This is a genomic window from Mycobacteroides saopaulense (genome assembly GCF_001456355.1).
GTDB classification, from domain to species: Bacteria; Actinomycetota; Actinomycetes; order Mycobacteriales; family Mycobacteriaceae; genus Mycobacterium; species Mycobacterium saopaulense.
This window is the reverse complement of record NZ_CP010271.1, coordinates 3,315,290-3,328,873: the sequence shown is the minus strand read 5'-3', so window position 1 is coordinate 3,328,873 and position 13,584 is coordinate 3,315,290. Positions and strand designations below refer to the sequence as shown.

Sequence of the window (13,584 nt, the reverse complement as noted above, 5' to 3'; positions counted from 1 at the left end):
TTACGCTATCGTAGGCGCACGAACCGCGAAGGGAGCTCACGGATGGCGATTTCGGATATCCAGGAATTCGCGCACCTCAGCGAGGCCGATGTCGAGGCTCTCGGGCACGAGTTGGACGCGATCCGCAGGGATGTCGAGGAGTCACTCGGAGCCGCCGACGCCCGGTATATCCGTCGCACCATCGCCGCGCAGCGGACCCTCGAACTGGGCGGACGCGTACTGCTCGCCGCAAGCAAGAAGCGGTCGGCCTGGTGGGCCGGGGCGGTGACGCTCGGGGTGGCCAAGATCGTCGAGAACATGGAGATCGGCCACAACGTCATGCACGGCCAGTGGGATTGGATGAACGATCCCGAGATCCACTCCTCGAGCTGGGAGTGGGACATGGTGGACCCGGCCTCGCACTGGAAACAGACCCACAACTACATCCACCACAAGTACACGAATGTGCTTGGTATGGACGACGACGTGGGCTACGGGCTGCTGCGCATCACCCGTGACAAGAAGTGGACGCCTTTCAACTTGGGCAACCTCGTCTACAACACGCTGTTGATGCTGCTTTTCGAATGGGGTGTTGGCACACAGCATCTGGAGCTCGGCAAGGTGGCGCAGGGGCGGGCCGACAAGGCCGAGTTCCGCGCTAAGCGTGACGAGGCACTGGCCAAGATGGGCAAGCAGGTCGCCAAGGATTATGTGGCGTTCCCGGCGCTGAGTGCGCTGTCGCCGGCCGGAAGCTATCGCAAGACCGTCACTGCCAACCTGTTGGCCAACGTGATCCGCAATATCTGGTCCAACGCGGTCATCTTCTGCGGCCACTTCCCCGATGGCGCCGAGAAGTTCACCAAGCAGGATCTCGAGAACGAGACGCAGGGGCAGTGGTACCTGCGGCAGATGCTGGGCAGCGCCAACTTCAACGCGGGCCCCGCGATGGCCTTCATGAGCGGCAACCTGTGCCACCAGATCGAGCATCACCTGTTCCCGGACTTGCCGAGCAACCGGCTGGCTGCGGTATCGGTGCGAGTGCGCGAGCTGTGTGACAAGTACGATCTGCCCTACACTTCCGGGCCGTTCCTGCTGCAGTACGCGAAGGCCTGGCGGACCATCGCCAAGCTGTCGCTGCCGGACAAGTATCTGACCTACACTGCCGACAATGCGCCGGAGACGCGCAGCGTCAAGATGTTCGACGAGTTGGAGCCGCGCGAACGGGGTGGGCTGAAGTCCGCGTTCGCCGCGGTGCGTGCGCGCAGAAAGGCTCGCCGCAGCGCCAAGGTGTGACGAGAAACGTAAAAGGTGCCCCGCCGAATTCGGCGGGGCACCTTTTAACGTTCGGTGGCGGCCGGGAATTATCCCAGGCCGGACACGGAGATCCACATGGTGGCCCAGGCGGCGACACCACAGGCGAAAACGGCTGCCACACTGGCGATTCTACGAACGTAGCTCGTCATCTGTTAACCCCTGACCCTCGTTGGCTGTCTCCGTCGCAGCCACTAATGGAAACGCTAATCGGCGTGTGCTGATATCGCGATTCGAGAAGGCCCCCGCAACCAAGAGTTAGGACGTTGTTAACACGGAAAGCAACTGGCGAACTGCCGTGACTCGTTTAGCGGAGGCGCCGGTCAACTCGTCGAGGGCGCATTCGGGGTCTGCGGGTGGGCCGAGGTGCTGGCAGCCGCGCGGGCAGTCCTCGATGGCCTCGGACAGGTCGCTGAACGCGGCCAGCACGTCGGCGGGCTCGATGTGGGCCAGGCCGAACGATCTGATACCCGGGGTATCGATGACCCAACCTGAGGGTTGTAGCGGCAGTGCGACCGATTGGGTGGACGTGTGGCGCCCCTTGCCGACACCCGTGACCTCGCCGGTCGCGCGATCTGCTTCGGGTACAAGCCGATTGACCAAGGTCGACTTGCCCACCCCGGAATGTCCCAGCAGTGCGGTGAGCCGGCCCGAGAGCACGTCCATGACGGGTTCGAGTGGCTCATCGCGTCCGGCGCCGATGACCTGTATGTCGAGGTCCGCGAACTGTGCCGCGAACGAATCCGGATCGGCGAGATCGGTTTTGGTGAGCGCCAGGATGGGAGTGAGGCCGCCCGCATAGGCGGCGATGAGCGCACGCTCCACCAGTCCGGTGCGGGGCGGCGGGTCGGCGACCGCCACCACGATGAGCAGCTGGTCGGCGTTGGCGACGAAGACCCGCTCGAAGGGGTCAGTGTCATCGGCTGTGCGGCGCAACACCGTTCGGCGTTCTTCCAGCCGCACGATGCGCGCCAGGGTGTCGGGGCGCCCGGACAGATCACCCACCAGACTGACGGTGTCGCCCACCACGATCGGGGTGCGACCGAGCTCGCGGGCGCGCATCGCGGTGACCTGCTCGGCGGGGTCATCGTTGAGTACGCAGCCCCAGCGGCCACGGTCGACGGTGACCACCATCGCGGGTATCGCGTCGGCGTGCTCGGGACGGTTCTTGGTGCGAGGCCGCGAGCGTCGCCCCGGACGAATGCGGGCGTCGGACTCGTCGTACTCGCGTGGGCTCAAGAGGTGCGACCGCCAGATTGGGTCAGCATGTCGGTCCACATTCCGGGGAAGTCGGGCAGCGTCTTGCTGGTGGTGGCGATGTCTTCCACGGACACGTCGGGCACCTTCAGGCCGACAAGCGCACCCGCCGTGGCCATCCGGTGATCGGCGTAGGAGGCCCACACCCCTCCGTGCAGACCGGTGGCGACGATGCGCAGCCCGTCCTCGGTCTCCTCGCATTGCCCACCGAGAGCATTGATCTCGTGAGCCAATGCCTTCAGCCGGTCGGTCTCGTGGCCGCGCAGATGCGCGACTCCCCGCAGTATCGACACGCTTCCGGGCTCGGCGATTGCGGCCAGCGCCGCGACGGTGGGGGTCAGCTCACCGACCTCACTCAGATCCAGATCGACACCGCCATAACCGGTTTGGCCGGTGACCTCCAGGTGTGCGTCGGTCAGCGAGACGGACTGCGCGAACCGGCGCACCACGTCCTCGATCTGGCGTGCGGGCTGGGTGGATTGTCGCGGCCAGCCGGTGATCCGCACGGTGCCGCCCGTCGCCAACGCCGGTGCGATAAACGCCAGCGCGTTGGACAGGTCTGGCTCGATTGTCCAGTCGTGAGCGGGAATTGGTTGCGGTTCGATATGCCAGCGTCCCGGGGTGGAATCGTCCACCGCGATCCCGGCCTCGCGCAGCATCGTCACCGTCATGACCACGTGTGGACCCGATGGCAGCACATCGGCGGTGTTCACCGCGATCAGGCCGTTGGTGAACGCGGCACCGGAAAGCAGGAGACCGGAAACGAATTGCGACGATCCCGATGCGTCCACGCCGACCTCGCCGCCGCGAACCTGGCCGGTGCCGGCGACCGTGAAGGGCAGGTGTTGTCCGTCGATGCCCACTCCTGTCGAACGCAGCGCATCCAACAGCGGAGCGATCGGCCGGGCACGTGCCTGCTCGTCACCGTCAAAGACGGTGGGGGCGTGGCGAAGTGCGGCCACGGGAGGCAAGAAGCGCAGCACGGTTCCGGCGAGTCCGCAGTCCACCGTCGACGGCTCGGCGTCTCCGGGCCGGGGGGAGATGGTCAGGTCGGTGCCATCGCCGGTGACATCGAACCCCAGGGCCCGCAGCGCGCCGATCATCAGATCGGTATCGCGGCTGCGTAACGCGCCGGAGACTGTCGAGGTGCCGCCCTCGCGTGCGGACAGCGCCGCGAGTACGAACGCCCGATTGGTCTGAGACTTGGAGCCGGGCATGGTGATGGTCGCGTTGACGGAACCGTCGATCGTCGGTGCTTGCCAGAGTCCGCTCGTCACCGCCCTATTGTCCCGGACGACTACCTGCGGTGTCGGCCCCGGGTGGCACCATGGCGATATGTGCGGACGGTACGCGGTGACGATCGACCCGGCGCTACTCGCCACCGAGATCGACGCGCTCGACGAGATCAGCACGGTGAGCCAGGACGGGGGAGCCCACCAGCAGCTCCCCGCCATCCCGAACTACAACGTCGCACCCACCGACCCGGTGCTCACGGTGGTGGCACGACATCGCGAACCCGGCGACCTTCCTACCCGTCGTATTCGCGCCATGCGCTGGGGGCTGGTGCCGAACTGGGCCAAGGCGCGTGAGGACGGCCGCCCGGAGACCAAGGGCGCGCCGCTGATCAACGCCCGTGCGGAAACCCTCACCACGGCCGCGACATTCCGTATCGCGGCACAGTCCAAGCGGTGTCTGGTGCCGATGGATGGCTGGTACGAGTGGCGCAAGCAAGAAGGCGCCAAGACGGCCTTCTATATGAATGCGAGCGACGGGAAGCGATTGTTCGCGGCCGGCCTGTGGTCGGTATGGAAGCCCGCCGGTCAGCAAGGTCGGAACGCGGCGCCGCTGCTGAGCTGCACGATCGTCACCACCGATGCGGTCGGTCCGTTGCAGGAGATTCACGACCGGATGCCGTTGATGCTGAGTGCTCAATCGTGGGATCGCTGGCTGGACCCCGACCGCGATCTGGATCAGAGCCTTCTGCAGGGGACGGGGGAGGCAACCGGAATCGAAACCCGGCAGGTCTCCTCGCTGGTCAACAGCGTTGCGAACAATGGTCCGGAACTACTCGCGCCCGACGACGGATCTCAGCGGGTGGGGGAGCAGATCACCCTGCTGTGACGGACGCGGTCACCGCGTTGGTAAGCCGGGCCAGGTCATGGGGTGCCAGTGCCATCTGCAGCCCGCGCTTGCCCGCGCTGCACAGAATGCGGTCCCACGTCAGGGCCGACGCATCGATCACGGTGGGCAACGCCTTGCGCTGTCCGAGCGGAGAGATCCCGCCGACCACATATCCGGAACTACGCTCGGCCGCCGCCGGGTCGGCCATCGTGGCTTTCGCCCGTCCGAGGGCTGCGGCGGCGGCCTTGAGTGAGAGCGTCGCGGGCACCGGGATGACGGCCACAGCCAGGTCCGGTCCCCGGTCCAGTGAGATCAGCAGGGTCTTGAAGATCTGCTCCGGAACCAATCCGGAGCCCGCCAATGCGCGTACGGCTTCGTCGCCGAAGGCGTGCTCGCCAGGACGGTGTTCATAGGGCAGCAGTTCGTATTCGGCCCCGTCCGCGATCAGAGCGGCGACGGCTGGAGTTGCAGCTTTGGCGGCCTTGGAACCCACGACTGGGACAGTAGCGCCCCGGGTCCAGTGAATTTCCAGTTGACAGTCGGGATAGTTTGGGAAATACCCCGGCATGCGTCGGTGTTGAAGAGGCTGTCCGCAACGAGCGGACTATGGTCCTCAACACGGAAGGGGTATTGCAGGTGACAATGGCGTGCCTCGAACGTCCGATGTCGGTGCCGATCCGTATGGTCGGTGTCGCTACCGAAAGGACCGCCGTGACAAGCATGGACAGCGCCGCAGAACTCCCGGGTCTGGTTCAGGTCGAGACTGAGGCTGAGCGGGCCGCACGCTTTGAGCGTGACGCGCTACCGCTGCTGGATCAGCTTTACGGTGCGGCCCTGAGGATGACGAGAAATCCCGCGGATGCCGAAGACCTGGTGCAAGAGACGATGGTCAAGGCCTATGCCGGCTTCGGCACCTTCAAAGAAGGCACCAATCTCAAGGCGTGGCTCTACCGGATTCTGACCAATACGTACATCAACATCTACCGCAAGAAGCAGCGTCAGCCAGCGGAATATCCGACTGAGGAAATCACCGATTGGCAGCTCGCCGCGAACGCCGAACACACCTCCACGGGTCTGCGGTCGGCGGAGATCGAAGCGCTCGATGGACTGCCTGACGACGAAATCAAAGAAGCGTTGAATATGCTGCCGGAAGAATTCCGGATGGCCGTGTACTACGCGGACGTCGAAGGCTTCCCCTACAAGGAGATCGCCGAGATCATGGACACCCCGATCGGCACGGTCATGTCGCGGTTGCACCGCGGCCGTCGCCAGTTGCGTGAATTGCTGGCCGAAGTGGCCAAAGACCGCGGCTTCCTGCGCAACAATGAGTTGGCGGAGGGCCGGGCATGACCGAGGGTGAACTCAAGAAGAGTGTCGACAAGGGTGGCAACTGCGAGGTATCGGGTTGCGCCGAGGTGATCGCGGAGGTGTGGACCCTCCTCGACGGTGAATGCAGCCCGGAGAACAGTGCGCGGCTGCGCCACCATCTCGAAGAATGCCCGGGCTGCCTGCAGCATTACGGTATCGAAGAGCAGATCAAAACACTCGTAGCCCGCAAGTGCGGTGGAGAAAAGGCACCTGACGGGCTACGTGAGCGTCTTAAGTTGAAGATCAGCCAGACCACCGTCATCGAGCGGCGGGCTGAGAACTCCTAGCGCTAGCTGTTGGGACGCTTGCCGTGGTTGGCGGCGTTGTGCTTACGGCTGCGCTTCTTGCGACCACGCTTGGCCATGGGAATCTCCTTAGCGATCAAATGGGTTCCGGGTGCTAACCCGGCTGACAAGCCAGCCGCGCATGGTGCGCGCCGGTGTGTACACCCAGTCTCTCATGCCGGTGAGGGTGCTTGAGCGCGTGGATGCCCCACGTGTGGTTCGATACTGAGGACCGGTAACCGGATGTTGACGAGAGCGAGGTGGCGCGCAGGTGGCCGAGGAAGTACACGCCGAGATCGTGGCCAGCGTGCTGGAAGTGCTCGTCAAGACGGGTGACGCGATCGCCGAAGGCGACACCATCGTCCTGCTGGAATCCATGAAGATGGAGATCCCGGTGCTGGCTGAGGTTGCGGGCACCATCGGTGACGTGAGCGTCTCAGTGGGCGACGTGATCCAGGCCGGCGATTTGATCGCCGTCATCGACAACTAGATCGCCACCGCATGTCGACTCTCGGTGATCTGCTTGCCGAGCACACCATGCTGCCCGGTGACGCGGTCGATCATCTGCACGCCGTGGTGGCCGAATGGCAGTTGCTTGCCGACCTTTCCTTCGCGGACTACCTCATGTGGGTGCCCCGGGACGACGACGCCTTCGTCTGCGTCGCCCAGTGCCGACCCAATACCGCGCCGACCATCATCGACAACGACGCCGTCGGCACGGTCGCCAAGATCGCCGACGTTCCGCTGGTAGAGGCGGCGTTCACTTCGGGTGCCATTGAGCGCGAGAGCGATTCGGACCTGACCGAACATGCTTCCGAGCTGAACGTGGAAGCTGTTCCGGTGCGCTGCGGCGACCGTACGGTCGCGGTGCTGACTCACCAAACCGCGCTGGCCTCCCGGCTCAAGAAGGGCACGCTGGAGCGGGCCTATCTGGAGTGTGCCGGTGATCTGCTGCTGATGCTCACCGAGGGAACCTTCCCAAATGTGGCTGACCAGGCGATGTCACGGTCCAGCCCCCGCGTGGGCGACGGCTTTATCCGGCTCGATGTCTCCGGTGGGGTCAGATATGCCAGCCCCAACGCTCTGTCGGCATACCACCGCATGGGCTTGGCCAGCGATTTGCAGGGCCACAACCTCATGGACGTCACCAAACCCCTGATTTCCGACCCCTTCGAGGGGCAGGAGCTGGCGGCGCACATCCGCGATGTGCTCGCCGGCGGCCCCAGCATGCGCATGGAGGTCGACGCGGGCGGCGCTGCGGTGCTGATCCGCACCTTGCCGCTCGTCGCGCGCGGTGCCTCGGAAGGGGCGCTGCTGCTGACCCGCGATGTGACCGAGGTGAAGCGTCGCGACCGGGCGCTGCTGTCCAAGGACGCCACCATTCGTGAGATCCACCATCGGGTGAAGAACAACCTGCAGACGGTGGCGGCACTGCTGCGTCTGCAAGCCCGTCGCACGCCCAATGACGAAGCCCGCGAAGCGCTTTTCGAATCCGTGCGCCGAGTGTCGTCGATCGCGCTGGTTCACGATGCGTTGTCGATGTCGGTGGATGAGGAAGTCAACCTCGACGAGGTGATCGACCGGATCATGCCGATCATGACCGACGTCGCCACCGTGGACACCAAGGTGCGCGTCTCGCGTGAGGGTGCACTCGGGGTGCTCGACTCCGACCGTGCGACACCGCTGATCATGGTGATCACCGAGCTGGTGCAAAACGCCATCGAGCACGCCTTCGATGAAGGCGCTCAGGGTCAGGTGGTGATCAAGGCAGAGCGGTCAGCACGGTGGCTCGACGTCGTCGTACACGACGACGGACGGGGATTGCCCGACGGATTCAGCGTGGAGACATCGGATCGGCTGGGATTGCAGATCGTCAGGACGCTGGTGTCGGCGGAGATCGACGGATCGCTGGATATGCGGAGCGATCCCGACGGCGGCACGAACGCGGTCTTGCGAGTTCCGTTGGGCCGACGTGCCCGGCTGATGGCCTAGCTCGACACCCTGACGAAAGCCCTCGGGCAGCAAAGAACCCGGCACCAAATTGTGCCGGGTTCTGGTTGCTGCGGCGTTAGACGGCGCTGCGGGCGCGAGCGCGGGCGTTGCGACGCTTGAGGGCACGGCGCTCATCCTCGCTGAGGCCACCCCACACACCGGCGTCCTGGCCCGACTCGAGCGCCCAGGTAAGGCATTCGGTCGTCACCGGACAGCGGTTACAAACGAGCTTCGCGTCAGCGATCTGGGCAAGGGCCGGTCCGCTGTTCCCAACGGGGAAGAACAGCTCGGGATCCTCGTCGCGACAGACCGCCTTATGGCGCCAATCCATAGTTGTGCACTCCTTTTTCATCGTGCGCGCCACAAGCGCACGAGATTAATGTTTTTCGGCTGTTAACGCGTGCGTACCAAATGTTTCTGCACTGTTGCTTCCGATCGTTTCACAAGCTCAGCAGAAGTCAATAGCGTGAGTTAACACGTGGTCAATCTCACTCGGGGGTGGTGTCTGCAGACGCCACATTCGTTTGTACTACACTTAACCGATCTGCGCCTTGAATCTGGCGATATCCCCCTATTTTCCCAGGTGGCATGGTGCTACTCGTGAGTAACATCACGGCGTGGAGAGGCTCGACTACGTGAAGTAGTACATCCAATCTGACCGCAATGTGATGTACGCCGCGCTGCGCCTGTGGGTCGGCTGTGTCCGGAACGGACTGGCGCTCAACACTATTGCGCTTCCGGCAAGGCTCAGGACGATGCGTCGGCGGGTTTTGCCGGGGCTAACACGTCGAGAACGTCGGGAACCGCGGTGAAGGTGAGGTCGCTGCGCATTCCCAGGAAATCCCCGTCGACCTGGGTGGCGATAGGTGCCGATGCGCGCACCCGCACCCACGCGACGTCGTCCTCACGCAGGAGGTGCTTGGCCGCCGGACGGTCGGGGTGCGGCGCCCCCACCATGTGGCGGACCAGACGGAGGTTGGCCATCACCTTCATGCTCTTGGAGGCGAAGACTCCCAGGCCGCTCTCGAAACCGGTACCTGGATTGGTCCAGATGGCGCGCTCGTTGGCGTAGGTCCACGGGTTGGAGTTGCAGATGAACGCGAAGTGCACGCCCGTCTGCGGCTCGTGTCCGGGCAGCTCGACGGTGAGCGTCGGCTGGTGGCGCGCGGCGCGAAAGAAGCTCACGATCGCGCGCGTGACGTAGCGCCCCGCCGTGACCTGCTTGCCCTTGTTTCGGTGCGCCTCCATCGCAGCGACCACCTCGCCGTCCAGTCCCATGCCGGCATTGAAGATGAACCAGCGCTCGCCGCAGTGCCCCAGGCCGATACGGCGCCAGCGCCGCTGGTCGCGGCGGTGTTCGTCCAGCAGATCGACGACTTGATTGGTGGCCTGAACAGGGTCGGCGGACATGCCCAGGGTGCGGGCGAACACGTTGGCCGATCCGCCTGGCACCACCGCGATGGCGGGCAGTGGGCCTGGTGCCGGGTGCCCCGGCTGTCCGAGCAGCCCGTTCACCACCTCGCTGACCGTGCCGTCTCCGCCGTGCACCACGATGACCGCGGCCCCTTCGTCGGCGGCGCGCCGGGCCAGCTCACTGGCATGGCCGCGGTGGTCGGTGTGCAGAACTTGTAGGTGCACACGGCTTTCCAGTGCGTGGGCCAGCAGGTCACGCCCGGCTGCTGTAGTCGAGGTGGCATTGGGATTCACGATGAGGACCGCACGCACGGGGCATGAGCCTAGTCGGATGTTCTTCGCGCAAGCTGCTCATCGCTGCCGCGATGGGTCCACATAGGCTTGTCGGGTGACCACAGCCGTTCCGAACACCGTTCGCCGCGCCGGGATGATTGTTGCCGGTGAGGGTGCCGTGGGGTTGGTGATCGCGGTGATCCTGGTGGTGCGTGCGGCCGGCGGCGCCGACCAGCATCTGGTCAACGGGTATGGCACCGCCGCCTGGTTCGCGACATTCGGTGCCGCGGTGCTTGCCGCCGGTCTTGCGCTCGTCACGGGGAAGCGTTGGGGCAGAGGGATCGCCGTGATGATGCAGCTGCTACTCCTGCCCGTCGCGTGGTACGCGGCCGTGGGGTCGCATCAACCCGCGCTGGGTGTGCCCATCGCGATTGTCGCGGTGGCGGCACTGGTGTTGCTCTTCAGCCCCACCGCCCAGATGTGGGCCAGTGGTGACGAGATCGGTGCCGACGAATCGGACTAGCGTCAGCGGTCCGCGGCCAGTTCTGCCAGCCCGGTGCCCTGTAGTCGGTAGGTGATCCAATCCGACTGGGGGTTGGCGCCCAGCGAGTCGTAGAACTTGATCGACGGCGTATTCCAGTCCAGTACGGCCCATTCCAGCCGGGTATAGCCGTTGGCCACGCATTCGGCGGCCAGCGCCGACAACAGTGCCTTGCCCAGGCCGGTGCCGCGCTGCTCGGGTTTGACGTAGAGGTCTTCCAGATAGATGCCGTGCCGTCCGGTCCACGTCGAGAAATTCAGAAACCAGACGGCGGTGCCGCAGACCACGCCATCCGACTCCGCGACATGCGCGAAAAGCGCCGGAGCCGAACCGAATAACGCCGTGCGGAGCTGGTCTTCGGTGATCTGGCATTCGTCGCGTAACTTCTCGTACTCCGCCAGATCCTCGATGAGCCCGACGATGGCGGGGACATCTGCCTCGGCGGCGCGGCGAATCTGGGTGTTACTCAATCTCGGCTCCTAGCCCTGCCAACACGGTTCGGAATTTGACCGTGGTCTCCGATAGTTCGTCCTGCGGGTCAGATTCGGCGACGAGTCCACCGCCGGCGTAGGCGCGGATCGAGGTGCCGTCGGCCGACAGCTCGGCGCAGCGGATCGAGACGGCCCAGCGCCCGTCTCCACTGCTGTCGCACCAGCCGACCGCGCCCGCGTAGAACCCACGGTCACCCTCGATGCGGGCAATCAGGTCAGCGGCGGCCTGGGTGGGAGTGCCGCACACCGCCGGGGTGGGATGCAGTGCCAACGCCAAATCAAGTGCTGTGGTTGAGCTTTGACGCAATCGAGCGCTGATGGAGGTGCTGAGGTGCCAGAGTGCGGCGGTGCGGCTCAGCGTCGGTTCCGGGGGAACCTGGACGTCGACGCACAACGACGCTAGGTCCTCACGTAACTGGTCGATCACCACGGAGTGCTCGTGACGGTTCTTGTGGGAGCCCGCAAGATCTTCGCCCGTGCGCCGGTCCAGTGAGGGATCGCTGGACCGTGGGGCGGAACCGGCGAAGGGATGGCAGATCACCATGTCGCCGCGGCGCTCCACCAATAGTTCGGGGCTGCACCCCACCATGGTGTGTCCGCGGAATCGGTCCCCGGCGGGGGACAGGTCAACACAAAAACTGTTGGCGTCGGGATCGTTTCGGATCAGGCGATGGGTCAATACCAACGGGTCTACGGGGGCGTCCGCCTGCAGTTCCAAAACGCGCGCGAGGACCACCTTGGACAGTCCGCCGTCGTCGCCCCGCAGTACCTCGACGGCCTCGGTGACGCGTCGCAGATGTTCGGATGGCTCCGGTATCTGTTGTGCCACATGAATTGTCGGCATGGTTCCGTAGAACTCTTGAGGCTGTCCGCGGTGTACCGTCACCGGAACCGTCAGGGCGGCGGGCCCGGAGGTGTCAAAAGGCAGGGCACCCACCAACATGGGGTGGCGTCCGGCGCGCAGGGCGTCCGCGGCAGCGGCGACATCGTCATAGGAGCTCTGGCGGCCGTATGCGTACAGCGCATCGGTGGCCCGCGACATCACGAAATGTGGTTGTGCGGGGGAGTCGATGGCCGTCATGTCAGCTTGACGGTACCGGGTGCCGGTACCCGGTCAGGCCAAGTGCGGCCACTTGGCGCTGGCCATGCTCATGCCCGCCCACGGCGACCGACGCCGTGGCCATGCCGAGCCGGGTGCCCTCCTCGAGCGGCAGATCGACCCACCGGGTCATGAGCGCGCGTGAAAAGTGGCCGTGCCCCACTAACAGCACATCGCGTTGAGCCAGGTCAGGGGCGATGTGGGCGATCACCTTGTCGGCCCGGGCCTGAACCTGGGCCACAGACTCACCGCCGGGGCAGCCATGTGTCCACACCAACCAGCCCGGATCGTTCTCCCGGATCTGCGGTGTGGTCAGACCCTCGTAGTCGCCGTAGTCCCATTCGGCGAGGTCTTCGTCGATCCCGCTGACCGTGAGACCCGCCAGCTCGGCCGTCTGGATCGCGCGACGGCGCGGGCTGCTCAGGACCAACGGATCATGCAGATCAAGATTGTTGAGCACTTCGCGTGCCGCGACAGCTTGGGCGCGCCCGATTTCGGTGAGATCAAGATCGGTGCGCCCGGTATGTCTGCCGATTTTCGACCACTCGGTTTCGCCGTGGCGTAGCAACAACATTCGGTGTTGGGGGGCGGACACGCACTTGATTGTGCCGTACCGACTCTCCTCGTGAATGTGTGAGGCATGTCAGTATGTGGGCGTGACTCGGGTGCTGGCGGTAGCCAATCAAAAGGGTGGGGTGGCAAAAACCACGACGGTCGCATCGCTTGGTGCGGCGCTGGCGCAGGCCGGCAAGAAGGTGCTGCTGGTCGACCTGGACCCGCAGGGCTGCCTGACCTTCTCATTGGGGCAGGATCCGGACCGGTTGGGTATCTCGGTGCACGAGGTGCTGCTGGGGCAGGCCGATATCAAAGAGGCGCTGGTCACGACCACCGAGGATCTGACGCTGCTGCCTGCGAACATCGACCTGGCCGGTGCCGAGGCAATGCTGCTCATGCGCGCAGGACGTGAATACGCGCTGAAGCGGGCGCTCGAATCGCTGGGGGACCAGTTCGACGTCGTGATCATCGACTGCCCGCCGTCGTTGGGCGTGCTGACTCTGAACGGCCTGACCGCCGCCGACTCGGTGATGGTGCCGCTGCAGTGCGAGACCCTGGCGCATCGCGGTGTCGGTCAGTTCCTTCGGACGGTGACCGATGTCCAACAGATCACCAACCCCAAGCTGACGCTGCTCGGCGCGCTGCCCACGCTGTATGACTCGCGGACCACCCACAGCCGCGATGTGCTGCTGGACGTGGCCGATCGCTATGAGCTGCCGGTGCTCGCGCCACCGATTCCCAGGACCGTGCGGTTCGCGGAGGCGAGTGCCTCGGGTGCGTCGGTGCTGGCGGGTCGCAAGAACAAGGGTGCGCTGGCCTATCGAGAGCTGGCCCAGAGCCTGGTGAAGCACTGGAAGAGCGGCAAGGCCATGCCGACCTTCACCCCGCCCGTCGACTGAG

The 13,584-nt window shown here is 65.0% G+C and carries 16 protein-coding genes and 1 pseudogene; 8 read left to right on the top strand and 9 right to left on the bottom strand.

The annotated features are described in order from the left end of the window. Nucleotides 1-42 precede the first annotated feature (42 nt). Nucleotides 43-1,272, top strand: coding sequence for a fatty acid desaturase family protein (locus MYCSP_RS16685; protein WP_083013619.1), 1,230 nt, complete (start codon nucleotides 43-45; stop codon nucleotides 1,270-1,272). Nucleotides 1,273-1,548: 276 nt separating this feature from the next. Here the strand turns inward: MYCSP_RS16685 and rsgA are convergent, their stop codons facing one another. Then, on the bottom strand, nucleotides 1,549-2,529 hold the full coding sequence (gene rsgA, locus MYCSP_RS16680; RefSeq protein WP_083013618.1) for a ribosome small subunit-dependent GTPase A: 981 nt from the start codon (nucleotides 2,527-2,529) through the stop codon (nucleotides 1,549-1,551). Beyond that, on the bottom strand, nucleotides 2,526-3,824 hold the full coding sequence (gene aroA / locus MYCSP_RS16675; RefSeq protein ID WP_088414421.1) for a 3-phosphoshikimate 1-carboxyvinyltransferase: 1,299 nt from the start codon (nucleotides 3,822-3,824) through the stop codon (nucleotides 2,526-2,528). The genes rsgA and aroA overlap by 4 nt, the downstream gene beginning before the upstream one ends. 58 nt (nucleotides 3,825-3,882) lie before the next feature. Here aroA and MYCSP_RS16670 point away from each other — a divergent pair, with 58 nt between their 5' ends. Continuing rightward, nucleotides 3,883-4,668, top strand: a complete 786-nt coding sequence (locus MYCSP_RS16670) for an SOS response-associated peptidase (RefSeq protein ID WP_088414419.1) — start codon at nucleotides 3,883-3,885, stop codon at nucleotides 4,666-4,668. On the opposite strand, the gene MYCSP_RS16665 is transcribed toward MYCSP_RS16670, so the two are convergent. Further along, entirely contained in the window at nucleotides 4,655-5,161 is a 507-nt protein-coding gene (locus MYCSP_RS16665) for an aminoacyl-tRNA deacylase (protein ID WP_070909579.1), read from the bottom strand. The two genes, MYCSP_RS16670 and MYCSP_RS16665, sit on opposite strands and share 14 nt — an antisense overlap. A 149-nt stretch (nucleotides 5,162-5,310) precedes the next feature. Between MYCSP_RS16665 and MYCSP_RS16660 the strand changes: the two genes are divergently transcribed. Further along, complete coding sequence (locus tag MYCSP_RS16660; RefSeq protein ID WP_088415650.1) at nucleotides 5,311-6,018, top strand: sigma-70 family RNA polymerase sigma factor; 708 nt, start codon at nucleotides 5,311-5,313, stop codon at nucleotides 6,016-6,018. Between the two features lie 53 nt (nucleotides 6,019-6,071). Beyond that, nucleotides 6,072-6,323, top strand: a pseudogene (gene rsrA / locus MYCSP_RS16655) (mycothiol system anti-sigma-R factor); the annotation flags it as partial. A gap of 2 nt (nucleotides 6,324-6,325) precedes the next feature. Here the strand turns inward: rsrA and MYCSP_RS23710 are convergent. After that, entirely contained in the window at nucleotides 6,326-6,400 is a 75-nt protein-coding gene (locus MYCSP_RS23710; protein ID WP_085988129.1) for a 50S ribosomal protein bL37, read from the bottom strand. Between the two features lie 191 nt (nucleotides 6,401-6,591). Here MYCSP_RS23710 and MYCSP_RS16650 point away from each other — a divergent pair, with 191 nt between their 5' ends. Further along, on the top strand, nucleotides 6,592-6,810 hold the full coding sequence (locus MYCSP_RS16650; RefSeq protein ID WP_070909581.1) for a biotin/lipoyl-binding carrier protein: 219 nt from the start codon (nucleotides 6,592-6,594) through the stop codon (nucleotides 6,808-6,810). A gap of 11 nt (nucleotides 6,811-6,821) precedes the next feature. Further along, on the top strand, nucleotides 6,822-8,312 hold the full coding sequence (locus MYCSP_RS16645) for a sensor histidine kinase (protein WP_070909582.1): 1,491 nt from the start codon (nucleotides 6,822-6,824) through the stop codon (nucleotides 8,310-8,312). A 76-nt stretch (nucleotides 8,313-8,388) separates the two neighbouring features. Here MYCSP_RS16645 and MYCSP_RS16640 read toward each other — a convergent pair whose 3' ends face one another. Beyond that, nucleotides 8,389-8,643, bottom strand: a complete 255-nt coding sequence (locus MYCSP_RS16640; RefSeq protein WP_005056343.1) for a WhiB family transcriptional regulator — start codon at nucleotides 8,641-8,643, stop codon at nucleotides 8,389-8,391. A 416-nt stretch (nucleotides 8,644-9,059) separates the two neighbouring features. Continuing rightward, nucleotides 9,060-10,037 carry a diacylglycerol/lipid kinase family protein gene (locus MYCSP_RS16635; protein WP_088414417.1) on the bottom strand — a complete coding sequence of 326 codons (978 nt, stop codon included), beginning with the start codon at nucleotides 10,035-10,037 and terminating at the stop codon, nucleotides 9,060-9,062. Between the two features lie 76 nt (nucleotides 10,038-10,113). Between MYCSP_RS16635 and MYCSP_RS16630 the strand changes: the two genes are divergently transcribed. Then, nucleotides 10,114-10,521 carry a hypothetical protein gene (locus MYCSP_RS16630; RefSeq protein ID WP_083013614.1) on the top strand — a complete coding sequence of 136 codons (408 nt, stop codon included), beginning with the start codon at nucleotides 10,114-10,116 and terminating at the stop codon, nucleotides 10,519-10,521. Between the two features lie 2 nt (nucleotides 10,522-10,523). Here the strand turns inward: MYCSP_RS16630 and MYCSP_RS16625 are convergent, their stop codons facing one another. Genes MYCSP_RS16625 through MYCSP_RS16615 form a run of 3 tightly spaced genes read right to left on the bottom strand, consistent with a single transcriptional unit; the run spans nucleotide 10,524 to nucleotide 12,724 of the window. Further along, a complete protein-coding gene (locus tag MYCSP_RS16625) occupies nucleotides 10,524-11,009 on the bottom strand; it encodes a GNAT family N-acetyltransferase (protein WP_083013613.1) in 486 nt (161 codons plus the stop codon). Next, nucleotides 11,002-12,111, bottom strand: coding sequence for an isochorismate synthase (locus MYCSP_RS16620; protein ID WP_083013612.1), 1,110 nt, complete (start codon nucleotides 12,109-12,111; stop codon nucleotides 11,002-11,004). The genes MYCSP_RS16625 and MYCSP_RS16620 overlap by 8 nt, the downstream gene beginning before the upstream one ends. Nucleotide 12,112: 1 nt before the next feature. Then, nucleotides 12,113-12,724 carry an acid phosphatase gene (locus MYCSP_RS16615; RefSeq protein ID WP_083013611.1) on the bottom strand — a complete coding sequence of 204 codons (612 nt, stop codon included), beginning with the start codon at nucleotides 12,722-12,724 and terminating at the stop codon, nucleotides 12,113-12,115. A 61-nt stretch (nucleotides 12,725-12,785) separates the two neighbouring features. Here MYCSP_RS16615 and MYCSP_RS16610 point away from each other — a divergent pair, with 61 nt between their 5' ends. Further along, nucleotides 12,786-13,583, top strand: coding sequence for a ParA family protein (locus MYCSP_RS16610; RefSeq protein WP_070910063.1), 798 nt, complete (start codon nucleotides 12,786-12,788; stop codon nucleotides 13,581-13,583). Nucleotide 13,584 lies beyond the last annotated feature (1 nt).

Coding starts and splice junctions, on each gene's coding strand:
- MYCSP_RS16685 (WP_083013619.1), top strand. CDS start 43: ATGGCGATTTCGGATATCCAGGAATTCGCGCACCTCAGCGAGGCCGAT.
- MYCSP_RS16670 (WP_088414419.1), top strand. CDS start 3,883: ATGTGCGGACGGTACGCGGTGACGATCGACCCGGCGCTACTCGCCACC.
- MYCSP_RS16660 (WP_088415650.1), top strand. CDS start 5,311: ATGGCGTGCCTCGAACGTCCGATGTCGGTGCCGATCCGTATGGTCGGT.
- MYCSP_RS16645 (WP_070909582.1), top strand. CDS start 6,822: ATGTCGACTCTCGGTGATCTGCTTGCCGAGCACACCATGCTGCCCGGT.
- MYCSP_RS16640 (WP_005056343.1), bottom strand. CDS start 8,643: ATGGATTGGCGCCATAAGGCGGTCTGTCGCGACGAGGATCCCGAGCTG.
- MYCSP_RS16620 (WP_083013612.1), bottom strand. CDS start 12,111: ATGACGGCCATCGACTCCCCCGCACAACCACATTTCGTGATGTCGCGG.